16 protein-coding genes are annotated in these 13,933 nt (G+C 55.9%); 7 read left to right on the forward strand and 9 right to left on the reverse strand.

The annotated features are described in order from the left end of the window. Positions 1-61 precede the first annotated feature (61 nt). Entirely contained in the window at positions 62-2,059 is a 1,998-nt protein-coding gene (locus Pan189_RS05620; protein WP_145362975.1) for a hypothetical protein, read from the forward strand. A 52-nt stretch (positions 2,060-2,111) separates the two neighbouring features. Beyond that, complete coding sequence (locus tag Pan189_RS05625) at positions 2,112-2,465, forward strand: hypothetical protein (RefSeq protein ID WP_145362976.1); 354 nt, start codon at positions 2,112-2,114, stop codon at positions 2,463-2,465. 71 nt (positions 2,466-2,536) lie between these two features. On the opposite strand, the gene Pan189_RS05630 is transcribed toward Pan189_RS05625, so the two are convergent. The 6 genes from Pan189_RS05630 to Pan189_RS05650 all read right to left on the reverse strand — a co-directional run bounded on the left by Pan189_RS05630 (position 2,537) and on the right by Pan189_RS05650 (position 7,266). Then, positions 2,537-3,001 (reverse strand): hypothetical protein, encoded by a 465-nt coding sequence (locus tag Pan189_RS05630; RefSeq protein WP_145362977.1) that lies wholly within the window; start codon positions 2,999-3,001, stop codon positions 2,537-2,539. A 608-nt stretch (positions 3,002-3,609) separates the two neighbouring features. Further along, positions 3,610-4,128: an NUDIX domain-containing protein gene (locus Pan189_RS05635; RefSeq protein WP_145362978.1), complete on the reverse strand. Its 519-nt coding sequence runs from the start codon at positions 4,126-4,128 to the stop codon at positions 3,610-3,612. Positions 4,129-4,151: 23 nt separating this feature from the next. Then, positions 4,152-4,598, reverse strand: a complete 447-nt coding sequence (locus Pan189_RS05640; protein WP_145362979.1) for a hypothetical protein — start codon at positions 4,596-4,598, stop codon at positions 4,152-4,154. Positions 4,599-4,607: 9 nt separating this feature from the next. Beyond that, positions 4,608-4,754 (reverse strand): hypothetical protein, encoded by a 147-nt coding sequence (locus tag Pan189_RS21225; RefSeq protein ID WP_310821134.1) that lies wholly within the window; start codon positions 4,752-4,754, stop codon positions 4,608-4,610. An 18-nt stretch (positions 4,755-4,772) separates the two neighbouring features. Beyond that, on the reverse strand, positions 4,773-5,513 hold the full coding sequence (locus tag Pan189_RS05645) for a hypothetical protein (RefSeq protein WP_145362980.1): 741 nt from the start codon (positions 5,511-5,513) through the stop codon (positions 4,773-4,775). Between the two features lie 301 nt (positions 5,514-5,814). Continuing rightward, positions 5,815-7,266: a sulfatase gene (locus Pan189_RS05650; RefSeq protein ID WP_310821135.1), complete on the reverse strand. Its 1,452-nt coding sequence runs from the start codon at positions 7,264-7,266 to the stop codon at positions 5,815-5,817. Between the two features lie 305 nt (positions 7,267-7,571). Here Pan189_RS05650 and mscL point away from each other — a divergent pair, with 305 nt between their 5' ends. After that, entirely contained in the window at positions 7,572-7,985 is a 414-nt protein-coding gene (gene mscL, locus Pan189_RS05655) for a large-conductance mechanosensitive channel protein MscL (RefSeq protein ID WP_145362981.1), read from the forward strand. Positions 7,986-7,994: 9 nt separating this feature from the next. On the opposite strand, the gene rnpA is transcribed toward mscL, so the two are convergent. Next, positions 7,995-8,339 (reverse strand): ribonuclease P protein component, encoded by a 345-nt coding sequence (gene rnpA, locus Pan189_RS05660; protein WP_145362982.1) that lies wholly within the window; start codon positions 8,337-8,339, stop codon positions 7,995-7,997. 221 nt (positions 8,340-8,560) lie between these two features. On the opposite strand from rnpA, the gene Pan189_RS05665 reads away from it, so the two are divergent. Continuing rightward, the gene (locus Pan189_RS05665; RefSeq protein ID WP_375154904.1) at positions 8,561-8,905 is read left to right on the forward strand and encodes a winged helix-turn-helix domain-containing protein; all 345 of its coding nucleotides are present in this window, start codon (positions 8,561-8,563) and stop codon (positions 8,903-8,905) included. A 7-nt stretch (positions 8,906-8,912) separates the two neighbouring features. Here Pan189_RS05665 and Pan189_RS05670 read toward each other — a convergent pair whose 3' ends face one another. Further along, entirely contained in the window at positions 8,913-9,674 is a 762-nt protein-coding gene (locus tag Pan189_RS05670; RefSeq protein WP_145362984.1) for a phytanoyl-CoA dioxygenase family protein, read from the reverse strand. A gap of 128 nt (positions 9,675-9,802) precedes the next feature. After that, a complete protein-coding gene (locus Pan189_RS05675) occupies positions 9,803-10,279 on the reverse strand; it encodes a cytochrome c (RefSeq protein ID WP_145362985.1) in 477 nt (158 codons plus the stop codon). A 232-nt stretch (positions 10,280-10,511) separates the two neighbouring features. On the opposite strand from Pan189_RS05675, the gene Pan189_RS05680 reads away from it, so the two are divergent. The 3 genes from Pan189_RS05680 to Pan189_RS21635 are packed head-to-tail and all read left to right on the forward strand — an operon-like array spanning position 10,512 to position 13,933. Beyond that, the gene (locus Pan189_RS05680) at positions 10,512-11,525 is read left to right on the forward strand and encodes a DNA cytosine methyltransferase (protein ID WP_145362986.1); all 1,014 of its coding nucleotides are present in this window, start codon (positions 10,512-10,514) and stop codon (positions 11,523-11,525) included. A 4-nt stretch (positions 11,526-11,529) separates the two neighbouring features. Beyond that, positions 11,530-13,533 carry an ATP-binding protein gene (locus tag Pan189_RS05685; RefSeq protein WP_145362987.1) on the forward strand — a complete coding sequence of 668 codons (2,004 nt, stop codon included), beginning with the start codon at positions 11,530-11,532 and terminating at the stop codon, positions 13,531-13,533. A gap of 28 nt (positions 13,534-13,561) precedes the next feature. After that, complete coding sequence (locus Pan189_RS21635) at positions 13,562-13,933, forward strand: very short patch repair endonuclease (protein WP_375154905.1); 372 nt, start codon at positions 13,562-13,564, stop codon at positions 13,931-13,933.

The following is a 13,933-nucleotide window of genomic DNA, read 5'->3' on the forward strand; positions in this document are numbered from 1 at the left end:
ACTTCCGAACCCGCCGCGAAGTCGGTCTGAGGAAGTCGCTCTTGGTACGAAAGGATGCGTGATGGCATTGGCAGGCGGAGCGGGACTGTTGCAATTGGTTCTGACGATGCTGCTCGGCGGGGGGCTCGCCGGGGGCGGAATTGCGGGGATGCCGCCGGGCGAACGCGATCCGAACTTGATCAAAGCCGCGTCCACGGAATGCCTGATCTACTGCGAATGGGTCGCGCGCGGGGCGGGAGAGCCCGGTGGTCCCGGAGTCGTCGGATTCGCTGCCGATCCCGAAGTCAAAGACTTCATGGAGAAGCTCACGTCGGCCGTCACGAGCCGACTGCGAGAAGAAGCCTCCCGCGAAGGCCCGGAACAGCAAATCGTCGCCGAGCAACTTCCTCAGTTACTGATCGACCTCTCGGCGCGTCCGGGTTGCATCCTGCTGAACTACGCCCCGCGGAACGTCGGGGGAGCCGACGCCGAGCCGCTCGACGAAGCAGCGGCGCCCTGGGCAGCCTATCTGCGCGGACTCGAAGCCACCTTGATCATCGACGGTGGCGAAAAGTCAGACGAAATCGCCGACCGCATCGGGAAACTGCTCGACGTTCCGCCGGGCTTGGAAAAGACTGATGACCTCAAAATGCAGTCGTTGCCCATCCCCGTACCGGGACTGAAAATGACGCTGCATCGGGACGAGAACTACTTCGTGCTCGCCGTCGGTCGTGAAAGCCTGATTGAGACCGCGTTGTCCGGGATCGCCGGCGACGGAAACGGACTCGCTGAGGACGACCGATTCGCCAAGGCTTTTGAGGCCACCGAGGTGAAGAAGCTGTCGAGCCTGCTCTGGTTGGACTCGGCGCGATTGCTCGAGGTCGGGTCGACCTCATTCGGCATGTATGGCGGTGTCGCCAACGGCGTGGCCCGCACGCTCGCGCTCGATCGGCTCGACTCCATCGCCACATGTGTCGGTGTCGAAGAAGGACAGATCGTCACGCGAACGGAACTTCGCGTGATGGATGGGGACCGAGTCGGAATCTGGGCTCTGGCCGCCGGAGAAGCGATTCAGGCCGACGATTTCAAGACCGTTCCCGGTGACGCCGACTTCGTCGCCGCGGTCTCGATCAATGCGAAAGAGATACTGACGCAAACCCGAACGATCATCGCCCAGACGAGTCCGAACTCCGTCGAAGTGCTGGACCGGCGGATCGAGCAATTCGAGACCATGCTCGGTCATTCACTGGAGGAGGATGTGCTCACGTCATTCGGCCAGAAGGTCATTATCCACAACGCCCCCAGCACCGGTGGTGTCTTCATTTCGTCGCCGATCGCAATGGTCGAAGTTACGAAGCCGGAGCAGGCGTTCGGAATCTTCAGCAAGTCGATGTCGCTGCTGGATGACTGGTTACCTGGCGAGACCCGGGAGCCGCCGCGGCGACGCGGAGTTTTTCTCGCGAAGCAGAAATTTCTCGGCAAGACGATCTATTACGTCAATTTCGTCGGCGAGGATGAAGTCCCATTCGCACCCTCATTCTGCTTTACCGGCAAGCACGTCGTCGCCGCCCCGCATCCGCAGCCGATCAAGGCCTACCTGCGATATGTCGATAGCCCGTCGGATGAGCAGGAATCATTCGCCGACGTCGTTCAAGAAATGGTCTCAGGATCAGAAGGCGAGGTCATTGCTTACAACCGGCTCGACGCTAATAAGGCCGTCGATCTGCTCTACGCGGTCGTCCCCTATGTCGCACAGATCGTGATGTCGGAAGGGCAGAAGCGGGGCTTGGAGATGACGGTGTTCGATGTCCCCTCAGCGGCCGCCATCCGGCCTTATGTTTTTCCCGCAACGTCGCTGACCACCCGGACCGACCGGGGCTACGTCGTCGAGAGCCGCGCAGCTTTGCCGGTTCCGGGGTTGCAAGTGGCACCGGCGGCGCTCGCCGTTCCGTTCTTCGCGGTCCAAAGAAGTGCTTCCCGAGCGCGAGCAATGCGGGAGTTCAACCTGCAGCGGCAGGAAAGACTGCTGGAAAAAGCCGAAGAGGCGGCCGAAGAAGCGGCGGACGAAGCAGCCGAATAAGTCCGTTGATCGCAGCCTCCGTCCTGCGTTTTGGCAGGCGGAGGCACCGCACTTGGACAACGGTCTTGACTTACTCTGGAACCAAATGCTTTGGTCGTGGCTCCGTGATGGCGACGAACCGTGGGGCCCCGCCTACTTCTGGTTCAATGTCGCCGAGGGCCTCATCTGGTTCGGCCTCGGCTTCTATGTATTAATCCGCGCCTATCGTCGCTCATGGCGGGAGGGACTGTCGCCCGTTGAAACGGCATATGCCGTCGCCTTCGTCGTATTCGGCCTGACCGACCTGCGAGAGGCGTGGATTTGCACTCCAGTTCTGATTATTGCCAAAGGCCTGATCTGCGCGACGATACTATTGATTCGACGTGAAATAACGCGGCGTTACTATCTTAGCACGAAGTGGATTTAACCCGTAGGGCGGGCTATGCCCGCCGAAGCGTGCGTAATTAATTTCGAGAACCATGTGATAGATGTTTAGGGTTAATTCGATGGCGGGGTACCGTCTTCCGACTTCGCCGCTTGTTTTGTTTCGTCCGCAATTTGATTGATCTCATTGCAAGAGGATGCGAGCAACTGCCGAGACTTAATTCCCGCCAGCCTGCAGACACCCTGAGTCACCAACATTGCAACGCCGGCGGCGAAGATCGCGATAATCAAATTTTCAATTGCGTGCGGTGGATGCCAGGCGAACACATTCTGCGGGTGCAGGTATCGATCGTCTTGCACACGCGAACTTCCGCTGATCGTCCATTCGTTACAACCGCTGCGAAAACACGGCAGCGGAAAGCCGTGAACGAATTTGTCGTCGCGACCGCGATTTCGCCCTTCAGTCAACATCCGGCTGACCGCATCCAAATTGTCCGGCCACTGGCTCCCGCCCGGCTTTAAGGAGTCGGGAATCAGGTTCAGCGCGGCAAAGTGTAACAGCACGGTCGTGCCAACCACTAAGGAAACGGCTGTTATTTGTCGGAGAGCAGCGAACCGTAAACGTGCGGGCACCGCGAAGATGAGGGTCAACGAGGCGGCGACAAACGGCATCCAGTACGGAATAATTAAAGAAAAATGAGGCGGGACGATATAGCACGTCTCGTCACGTGGTTTGTCATCCCAATTCGCCAAGAGACCGAGAAACTCGAACCGATCTGGCTCCCTGATATTGATAAAAGTATAATGCGAACTTTTGAAGACCGTTAAATCATCCGCTCTGCTGCTGTCATCGAACAGAATTCTGAATGCGAATCCATTCCAACCGGCGGCACCTTGCACGATAAAACCGCGATACGAAACTGATATTCCAGGGTTGAATCCTCGCATCGTGAGGTCGTTATGTTGAAACAGACGCAACGATAGTGTGGTCGCGAGGCACGCTGTCGCCGCGAATAACAACCCCAAACGTCGCCACCGCCTCCACCGGGACCTTCCGGAACCCGATCTATGCAACTGGCGGTTGTTGACTACTGTCGAATCACGTATCAACGGAATCGTCCTCGTCGCAGCTCCGCCACTCTTTATGTTCCGCTTTGCCACTTCGATCGCGGCGGGCACAGCCCGCCCTACTTTAAGAAGGTCTCCAGCGCTCTTCGATTTGATTCGAACGCCATGTTGGACAATTCGTTTTCGCCGGGCACGCACAGATGAAATGAGCTGATTTCGCTTTCCTCGGCCTTAAGCGGCTCGAACGACTCCACCTCAACTCGAAAGAACGCGTCGGTCACCGGCGCGGTGATGCCCTTAAAGGTGTAGTCGTTGGGGAATGAGCACAGATAGCTCGTTTCGATGGCCTTGAGACTCGTCTCTTCAACGACTTCGCGGATGAGTGCTTCTTCGAGCGTCTCGCCACGATCGACGAAGCCCCCCGGTACGCCGAATTTCCCTTTCCCCGGATCACGAGCCCGGATGACGAGCAGCACTCGATCCTCGGGGTCGGTCACAATTCCGCCCACCGCCACGATTGGGTTGAAGAAATGCTGGAAGCCGCAGTTCTTGCAAACGAGAGGAACCGTGCCGGGATTCTCAACCGGTGTCCCGCAGCGGGGGCAATAACGGAACGCGTCGATCACCGATTCAGACATGAAGCAATCCCAAACTTAGTTCGTTAAGCCGGCTCAGATGCGGATGGGCAATTGGGAACACGACGACTATGCAGCCATTTTAAGACGCGATCAATATCCATTTGCCACGATGACTCATTGGGCGGCAAAATGACATAGCGATCGACGGGAACTTTCGGATCGATCCGCGGGTATAGTTCGGGCAAAGAATCTATCAATCCCCCCGGCAGCCACATCAGGTTCCCGTCCGTTGCCGTTTCTCGCAGCCTTAAGAGCAGGCTTTGCTGCGCAGGAACCGGAGAGTCGCCAGCAAGCATAGCGCACTCGATTTCATCGAGGCGAAAGTCGAATGCGTCCGGCTTCCGGCCGTCGCGACACTCCTCCCAGCAAATCCGTTTGCCGTCCGATCGCAATCCGCCACGTTCGCGAAACCGGTTCTTCTCATAAAGTATCGCCAGCGTGCCCGCTCCTAACACGAAGGAAGCAACCATCGCCTCGCCCTAGTGATTTCGCAACCAACCGAGCGACCACGCGACGGCGCTGAGCAGGCACATGGCGATCAGGACATAGAGAAAAAAGAAGGATCGCCTCGGCGTTGCCAAGACGACCCATTCTGAATCATCAATTTGAAATTCGTCGCCTGCCATTTGAATCGATCAATCGATCTACTTCCGGCCCTCGGCTTTGTCGACGCGATTTTGCACCTTGCGGCCCCTCGTGGCAGAAAGTTCCTGCGACTGCCCCCAGAGGTAGAACACAAAGCCGCAGATTGCGCCGACGAGTGTGGCGGAAATAACGGCGGCGTTGCTCTGCGTGAAGCTCGAATTCTGTGCGGCCGCCTGTGTCGTCAGCACGAGGCCGAACAGGCTGATCGCCAACCCGAGCGCATCGGAGAAAATTTCGGTCAGACTGAAGCCGAGTTTGGCGAGGACGATCAGCTTCCCAATCACCAACTGCAGCGCATAACTGACGACGCCGGTGACCATGATTGTGAACGCGACCCAATGGAAGAAAGAGAATTCGAGCGCCTCGGCGAGGGCGTAGATTGGCTTGAGAATGCCCGCTTTGATCTCACCGGCCTCGTCACTTTCGTCGATCTGGCGGGCGATATCTTCGGCCTTGTCTTTCGCATCGGAGGCCAGTTTCTTCGTCTGGTCGCCGAGATTCTCAGCACCCTCTTCGACCGATTCGGCGGCTGATGAACCAGCTTCGGCCGCCGCCTCACCCGCCTCTGCAGCCGCATCGCCGGCACTCTCAGCCGCATCCTCTGCGGAGTCAGCGGCATCTTCGGCAGAATTCTCGGCGGCCGAGTCGCCATCCTGAGCGAAGCCGACGGCTGGAACCGCCGCCGTCAGAGCGATCGTGAACACAAACAGCAGCCACGGCGAAAGTGGTAACGTTTTCATTTGAGGTATCCTTCTGAGCGCAAAGTGATCCGGAAAGTCATCCAACTGACCTGCAACAAGGTAACGCCAAATACGTTCGAATGGTTCATCAGACTGTAAATTTCAGGTGAACCCTGATGCCGATCCGCATGTGCGACATTGGGCCTGCGATCAAACAATGTAGGAAGCGCTTCGATACTCTCAATGCGATGCGGGAACAGCGACTTCCACTTGCATCTGCGGGCATCATCATGCGAACAGACCGGGAACGACTCACCCGGGAAATCGAGCTCGCCTGCCCCTCCTCGACCAGTGCCAAGAGTTATTCTCGCAAACGTTGCTGAGTCAGACGCTTCACAGCCGCAGCCTCCGCGGCTGCCTCGAATTTCGGATTGGCCTCGTTTGGTACCGGTGCCCCGATCGAGTCTCGCCACTCACGCAATTGACTGAGCAACTTGTCACGACGCTCCGGATCGGTCTCAGATCGATTTGTTGTTTCTCCGATATCGGATCGCAGATCATAAAGTTCGATTGCACCGTCTTCAAAATACTCGTGCAATTTCCAGTGACCGACACGAATCACACTGCAGGGGCGAGTTCTAAATAGCGGATCACGCTGCTCATTGGCGACGCTCGGGTAAGACTGCAAGTAGGCGGGAAAGTGCCAGTAGATCGGACGATCCTCGAACGACGAGACCGACCCCTTCAGCAACGGCACAAGGCTTTGCCCGTCGCAATGTTGATCGGTCGGCAATCGGACTCCCGCGACTTCACACAGCGTTGGATAAATATCGACGGCGGTGACCGGAACCTCCGACTTTGATCCTGCTTTAACGACGCCGGGCCACACGATAAAGAGCGGCACACGGATGCCCCCTTCGTAATAGGTCCCCTTATAGCCTTTCAATGGTCGCATGTCGGTCGCGGGGCCATATCCTCCATTGTCTGAGGAGAAAATAATGACCGTCGAGTCGAGTAAATTTAATTCGTCAAGTGACGCGACGATCCGACCCACGCCGTCGTCGACGGCCTGTATCATGGTCGCCATCGTGACATGATCATGCAGCTCGCCCGCTGGCTTTGCTTGATACTTCTCCACCAACTCCTTCTTCGGTTGAAGCGGTGTGTGAACGGCAAAGTGTGTTAGGTAAGCGCACCAGGGGCCATCAGAGCTCTCGCGTATGAATTGAATAACTTCGTCGCTGAGTCGGTCGGTCACATATTCACCGTCAGGGGCGTCCCTCAGCCCGGGCACTTTGCCATGAGGAGGGTAATAACCGCGCGGGGGTCCGCCGGAGTGCGATCCTCCGATGTTGACGTCAAATCCGTAATCCCGCGGGTCATGACTTAAATGCCACTTGCCGAACGACCCGGTCTTGTATCCGGCAGCCTGCAGGCGGTCCGCCCATGTCTTAATTTCAGCGTCGAGCGTTGATACTCCCGGAATATGCAATAGCCGACGATACTCGGCCCGACCACGCGGTTTCGTCCCGACGTTAAATATCTGATGCCGCGGCGAGTATTGTCCCGACAGCAGACAGGCTCGAGACGGTGCACAGTTGGCCGCCCCGGCGTACGCATCGGTAAAAACCATCCCCTGTGCTGCAAGTCGATCCAGATGGGGCGTCTCGTAAAAATCGCTTCCCATAAACCCCGGGTCACGCCAGCCGAGATCGTCGAGATAAATAAACAGGATGTTAGGACGTTCTTCCGCACCGGCGAGACCGCCCATCGCGAGGCTGAAGATTGCAGCAACCAACAAAATATGTCTCACGGCAGTATCCTTTAATTTATAAATGAAGGGTGACACGGAGATAAAATCGACGGCCACGCAAAGGTTCGTCTGCGAGAACGCAATGCCCTTCAATCGTGCCCCGCATCATATCGCAGTGATTCGACCGGTTCGAGTCTGTTACGTCGCTTGCATTCGACTTCTGCGGACAATTACCGGCCGGTGCCGATCGGGCGGCGTCAATCTCAGCGAATGTCGGGAAGCAAGTCACGGTAACTGGACCAGCGATGGGGACCGACTATGATCGGCGGCGAAAATAGCGGAAATCAGCTCGGAGCATCGCTGCGATGGGATTTGTCAATGAGTTTAAGAAGTTTGCGATTCGCGGGAATGTGGTCGATCTGGCCGACGGCGTGATCGTGGGCGGGGCATTAAGCAAAATCACAAGTTCGCTGGTCGACGACATCATCATGCCGCCGATTCGGATCTTGTTGTCTAATGTCAATCTGGCGGAATTCAGCGTCAAACTCGGGACGAGTTCCAAAGGGGAGCCGATCGAACTGAATTACGGCTCGTTCCTGCAGGTGCTGCTCAATTTCATGATCATCGCCTTCATCGTGTTCTTAATGGTGCGGGCGATCAATACTTTGAAAGATATGAGCGACGAGAAAGCCGAGTCGGACCCGAAATCGCCCGACGTGCCCAAAGACATTCAACTGCTGGCCGAAATCAGGGACACTCTTCAGGCACAATCGAAATAGAGTCGCCCTTCAAATTTTGCGAGGAAGTTTTGCCGCCAATTTTCGGATCGATTTGGCGTACTCCGCGGTGTTGGCAATTACGCCTTGCCGAGGAATCAGAATTAAGTCCCAGCCGACTGGCAGTTCGTGTTGTGTGAGCCGGAATCCTTCACGCAGACGTCGCTTAATTTGGCTGCGCGTCACGGAATTCCCGTGCTTTCGCGATACGCTCAGGCCGAACCGCGTCACTGATGAATCATTGGGGAGGCCGAACACCAACAAGCGATCGTCGCCCGCCCGCACACGACCATCGTAAACCCGACGGAACTCGGCAGGCTTCCGCAGGCGTTGATGATTTCCGATACCGTATCGCATGACGCAGTGATCTGTGACGCAGAAATCTGTGAAGTGGGGATCTGTGACGCAGTCGTCGCCCTCGAAAAAAGCAAGCCGGTTGCGATAAGCACGAACCGGAAGTCGTCAAAACAATTTCGCGACTTGCTGTTCGTCACAACCGCTTCGCGTCGCTATGATAGTCGCCGCCGACAGGGTCGACAAAGTGATCGACCGCTTTTGCAGTCGCCCACGTGGATTCGATATTGGCATCAAAAACCTCAGCGGCACCCGTCGAGCAAGGCGAAGGCAGCGAGAACCGGTTTCCCCGCTGGACGTTCCTGTCGAACCATGCGCACGTCCTGTTCGTGATTTACTCTGATCCCGAGGCGGTCCTGCGTCTCGTCTCCGCGGAGGTCGGAATTACGGAACGGGCAGTGCAACGGATCGTCGCCGATTTGGAACGCGAAGGCATTATTCGTCGGGAGCGTGTCGGGCGTCGAAACCGTTACGAGGTGCTGACCGACGCGCCGCTTCGGCACCCGATCGAGGCCCATCGCACCGTGGGCGACCTGTTGCGTTTAATAGCGAAGGACGATCCGGAATAGCCGATCATCAGGCTTCGGGATCTGGCGCTGCCGCGATCGGTATGCGGTTATTCCACTCCAGTCCGCCGGGTAAGTCATCCCGCGCATATTCGATGTGGATCACCCGCCGCTGCCCGGGTACCAACGCTTTCGCCGAGGCGTGAAGCGTCATCGGGCACATCGCGACGACCCCGCCCGCCGCGACTTCGCAGGTGACTTCGCCGTGACGTTCTCGGCATTTCGTAATTTCATCGTCGAGCCAACCGCTTTGATGCGAACCGGGCACGACCCGCAGCGCCCCATTCTCGGCCCGGCAGTCATCCAGATGCACGCGCAACGCCAACATCCCGGCCATGACATCGGGCGGGGGCTGCACCTGCCACACGCCGACCTTCTGCCCCCACGCCCGAAAGCCGGGGGTCTCGATCCGCTCGCGCACCGAGATCACACTGTCCTGATGCCAGCCGAGGTTCCAATTCGCATCGGCGGTTTTATTAAACAGAATCGCCCGCACCGCAAAGGCATCCGGCCCCAACAGCGATCGCACCACGCCCGACAGTTCCACCCCGACGGCCAACTCCTGTATCGCCGGGGAAGTCTCCAACAGATTGCGGATCCCGTACACACTCTTACGTCGACGCACCGCCGCGGTCTCCGGAATTTGCGCCAACGCGTCCCGCAGTTGCTCAACGGCTGGGGGATTCAGCACGTCCGGGAACACAGCGTACCCGTCAGCCTGAAACGAGCGCGCCAACTCCGGCATCACGTTCGAAGCGAATGAGGTCGGCATATCGGATTGGAATTATTCGGTGGCGGAATTTTCTTCGTGCCAGTTTATCGGTCTCGGCCGAACTTCAGAACCCCCACCACGCTGACGGCATATCCGAATCTGGACGACCGCGAAGCGCAACGCAATTACTACGGCGTTAAGATATGCTCGCCGCCCGCGAACTGCTCGTGGCATTGATTGCAGTTCTTGATCATCTCGCGGTAGCTCGCCCGCACGCCGTCGACCTGCTTTGCCTTCGCGGAGACGTAGAGCTTGCGGCCGTTCTCCCGCACAGTCACGGCGTGCTGGGCCCAGTCATCCGCATCGTTGCTCGGCTTTCGGATCATGAGCAGATTGCCGACCTCCGCGAGCGTGAGGGCCTCCGACTTGATCGCCCCCCACTTCAACCCGTCGTCCGCCTTCGCCATTTCCTTTTTAAGCCGCTTGAACGACGGCTGATTGATGTACTCCATGAACTCATGCATGTCCGACTCGACCGGCACCTGCTGCATGCTCGGCGACGACCCCTCCTGAGCCGAGACCTGCGCGGGTTGAGAGAACACCAATAAGCCCCCGGTAGCGAGGACGGCCAATGCGACGAGCGAAGTCAGAATAGTGCGAGACATGACGAAGCTCCTGGGAGATTGATCTGGTGAACACTATCCAGAATGAGGGATCGATTGTGATTGTGTCAACCGGCATTGAACCAGGATGGGGGTTGGCCCCGGAAGGCTCAAAACAGATAGTGGTCACACACGAGACACGCAATGCCGTTATAGAGATTGTCGAATTGCTTAGCTGCTCGCCCCTGTGTACGGTACAAGCGGTACGATTTCGCTTTGCTTCGGACCGAATCAGATGAGCAATCTGCGAGCTATTGATCTCTTCTCCGGCTGCGGCGGGCTGACCGTCGGACTCGAAGACGCCGGATACCGGGTTGTCGGTGCAATCGAACGCGACGATGATGCCGCTACGGTGTACGCTTTGAACCACCCCGACGTACATTTGTGGCATTGCGACATTCGCGAAGTAAACGAGAAGGATGTCCGCGGTCAGCTATCTCTAAAGGTTGGCGAATTAGATCTTCTTGCGGCTTGTCCTCCGTGCCAAGGCTTTAGCACGATACGGACTCGCAACGGCCTTCGGCCGGCAAAAGATCCGAGAAATAGCCTCATCCGTGAAGTCGCTAGATTTGCTGAAAAATTGCGACCAAAATTTGTTCTGTTCGAAAACGTGCCCGCACTAGCCCGTAATCGCCGATTCTCAAATCTGGTTAAGAGGCTAAGCGATACTGGATACTCGACTTGTTGGAAAATCTGTGACGCCGCCGACTACGGCGTTCCTCAGCGAAGAAAACGACTGGTTTTGCTTGCAACTAGCCTCGGCAGTCCAGAATTCACGAATTCGCCAGATGCACGCGAGACAGTACGCGACGCAATTGCAGGCCTTCCGGTACCTGGTAATTCAGGAGACGAACTTCATGATCTGCCCGAACGGCGCACCGACCGTATTCGGGAAATGATCCACTTGATACCTCACGACGGCGGGAGCAGGAGCGATTTACCTGAAAAATACATGCTTCCCTGCCATCGTGCCTGCAATGGGTTCAAAGACGTATACGGCCGAATGCATTGGGATCGCGTCGCGCCCACTATCACGACAGGTTGCTTTAATCCTTCGAGGGGTCGATTCCTGCATCCCGAGCAAGATCGGTGCATTAGTTTACGCGAAGCTTCTCTGCTTCAGGATTTCCCGGGCGCCTATACGTTTCCGGCGGGCCTTGGCAAACAGCGTATTGCGACGTTGATCGGAAATGCCTTTCCACGTCGCATGGTGAGTCATCACGCGGCGTACCTATCTACCTTGCTATAATTCAATGCCTAATAGCGACAAGCTTACTTTCAAGGTACTTGGGCGAACGCTAGAGCACTTCGGCGTTCAAATGTATACACAGCGGCCCCCGGCGCTTGCTGAGTTGGTTGCCAATGGTTGGGATGCTGGTGCCCATAATGTCGACCTTGTCTTGCCGCGGGAAGAGGACTATTCGCCAGATAGCTCTACAATTGAAATTTCCGATGATGGCACAGGAATGACTTTCGAGGAGGTTCGGGATGAGTACCTGGTTTTAGGACGAAACCCTCGTGAGCAGTATGGCAATGAAAAATATGGCCGGCGCATTATGGGGCGGAAAGGGATTGGTAAATTGGCGGGTTTTGGACTTGCGGCGGAAATCGAGGTGCTTACTTGGCGAGATGGGCATGCCACGCGATTCTGGTTGAAGCGGGATCAGCTTAGGCTGAAGAGTAACGAAGTGAAGGATATCGATATCGATTTCAAACGCGAAGATCCACCAGACGGTGGCACCTCGCACGGCACTATCGTGTTGTTGTCAAAGCTCAAGCACAAGACGCCCATAAAAATCGAGGATCTGTGTACGTCGCTCGCACGTCGATTCAGCCGCACTGTTAGGGGGCGAATGGAAATTAGAGTTAACGGTGATACACTTCCCGATCCCACGCCAAAGCTGACATTTCGATTTCCTGAAGAAGGCTTTGCCGAGGTGAGTTTGCCGTCAGGAGAAGTAGTCCGGTACTGGTACGGTTTTTCGCCCGAAACCATAAAGCTGCGTGAATTGCAAGGCTTCATAATTCTCGTCAACGGGCGTTCCGCGCAGGCTCCGCCGTTCTTTTTCGGTGTGGAATCGACAGCCTCGGGGCAACATTCAACTAAATATGTTATTGGCGAAGTCGAGGCAGACTTTGTAGATGCGGCTGCAGATGACGACTCTGATGTTATCTCGACCGATCGCCAGAATATCGATTGGGAGGAGGAAAATGTACTCCAGCTGAAGCTGTGGGGTGAGTCACTTTCGAGGAAGGTTCTAGCGGAATGTGCTCGGACAAAGGGCGAAGAGTTTGAGAATTGGGCATTAAATGACCCGGATTATTCGGAGCGACTCAACCGTCTCGACCGCGCGTCCAAGAAACAGGTGAAATCGTTTTTGAGGACGCTTGGCAGTGCGGAAGTTGAATCCCATCGGTCGCGTGATCTCGCGAGTTCATTGCTTCGAGCGTATGAATATCGGCATTTCCATGATGTGGTACAAGACATTGTCGATGTAGGACATGACCCAGAAGCACTTCAGAGACTCTTGGTTAAGCTTACGGACTGGAAGGTTCTGGAAAGTAGGGCCGTATTGGAGGTAATCAACGGGCGACTTCAGATCATTGATAAGTTCGAATCTATGCTCGCTAACGACGCGCCCGAACGCGCCGGGCGTGTCGGAGTAGATAATATGCATGACTTGTTGGCACGTCACCCGTGGATATTGAATCCGGAGTGGCAAATCCTTTCGGAAGAAAAAAGAATTACAACTCTGATGCGGGTGTGGTTTGCTGCTGAGGAAACGGATGATGATGACTCGCGTAGAATCGATTTTCTTGGACTGTCGGCGGATCGACGAACTGTAATTATTGAGATTAAACGACCTGATCATGCTGCTACACAAAAAGAAGTCTCTAGGCTTGTAGAGTATAAAGATAAGCTATCGCAGTCGGTTCCTGATGAGCAGATACAAATGGTGCTTGTATGTGGGCGAAATCCGAAGATTACCCCGAGTGAGCTTAAGTTGTGGGAGCGGGAAGAGAATAGAGAAATCCGATTTTGGAATTCGATATGTGAGAAGACGAAACGGACATATTCGCACTATCGGGCGCTATTGGAGTCGGATATCGATCATCCTGATTTCGCGAGCGCAACTCGCGAAGTCATGAAGACTCGAGAGGTAATTGAAAGAGGGACAGTCCATCGCGGTCCCGAAGAGGATGATCGTCGTCTCGGTCGTCAAGATATCGAATATCGGGAGGGCGAAGATGGATAACCTCAGCTCAAATCAACGGCGGAGGTGCATGAGCCAAAATCGTGGCAAAAACACATCGATCGAACTGGCTGTTCGCAGTCATCTGCACAGACGTGGTATGCGTTTTCGGAAGAATGTTAAGGCATTGCCCGGTTGCCCTGACATTGTATTCTCAAGAGCGAAGCTTGCCATATTCCTCGATGGCGACTTTTGGCACGGGTATCGTTTTCCATCGTGGCACCACAAATTGTCGAAACCGTGGCGAGAGAAGATCGAGGAAACACGGAAGCGCGATCGTCGGATTCATCGACGGCTGAGACGTCATGGATGGTGCGTTGCTCGTTTTTGGGAGCATGAAATTCGGTCAGATTTGACCGCTGTCGTTGACGAAATATCTAGGCTCTTGAAAAGCTCACAGTAG

Source organism: Stratiformator vulcanicus, assembly GCF_007744515.1.
GTDB lineage: Bacteria > Planctomycetota > Planctomycetia > Planctomycetales > Planctomycetaceae > Stratiformator > Stratiformator vulcanicus.

Bases quoted from the DNA above. Each gene is read 5' to 3' on its own strand.
- Pan189_RS05645 (WP_145362980.1), bottom strand. From the start codon at position 5,513: ATGAAAACGTTACCACTTTCGCCGTGGCTGCTGTTTGTGTTCACGATC.
- Pan189_RS21635 (WP_375154905.1), top strand. From the start codon at position 13,562: ATGAGCCAAAATCGTGGCAAAAACACATCGATCGAACTGGCTGTTCGC.
- rnpA (WP_145362982.1), bottom strand. From the start codon at position 8,339: ATGCGATACGGTATCGGAAATCATCAACGCCTGCGGAAGCCTGCCGAG.
- Pan189_RS05685 (WP_145362987.1), top strand. From the start codon at position 11,530: ATGCCTAATAGCGACAAGCTTACTTTCAAGGTACTTGGGCGAACGCTA.
- mscL (WP_145362981.1), top strand. From the start codon at position 7,572: ATGGGATTTGTCAATGAGTTTAAGAAGTTTGCGATTCGCGGGAATGTG.
- Pan189_RS05670 (WP_145362984.1), bottom strand. From the start codon at position 9,674: ATGCCGACCTCATTCGCTTCGAACGTGATGCCGGAGTTGGCGCGCTCG.
- Pan189_RS05680 (WP_145362986.1), top strand. From the start codon at position 10,512: ATGAGCAATCTGCGAGCTATTGATCTCTTCTCCGGCTGCGGCGGGCTG.
- Pan189_RS05675 (WP_145362985.1), bottom strand. From the start codon at position 10,279: ATGTCTCGCACTATTCTGACTTCGCTCGTCGCATTGGCCGTCCTCGCT.
- Pan189_RS05640 (WP_145362979.1), bottom strand. From the start codon at position 4,598: ATGGTTGCTTCCTTCGTGTTAGGAGCGGGCACGCTGGCGATACTTTAT.
- Pan189_RS21225 (WP_310821134.1), bottom strand. From the start codon at position 4,754: ATGGCAGGCGACGAATTTCAAATTGATGATTCAGAATGGGTCGTCTTG.
- Pan189_RS05635 (WP_145362978.1), bottom strand. From the start codon at position 4,128: ATGTCTGAATCGGTGATCGACGCGTTCCGTTATTGCCCCCGCTGCGGG.
- Pan189_RS05620 (WP_145362975.1), top strand. From the start codon at position 62: ATGGCATTGGCAGGCGGAGCGGGACTGTTGCAATTGGTTCTGACGATG.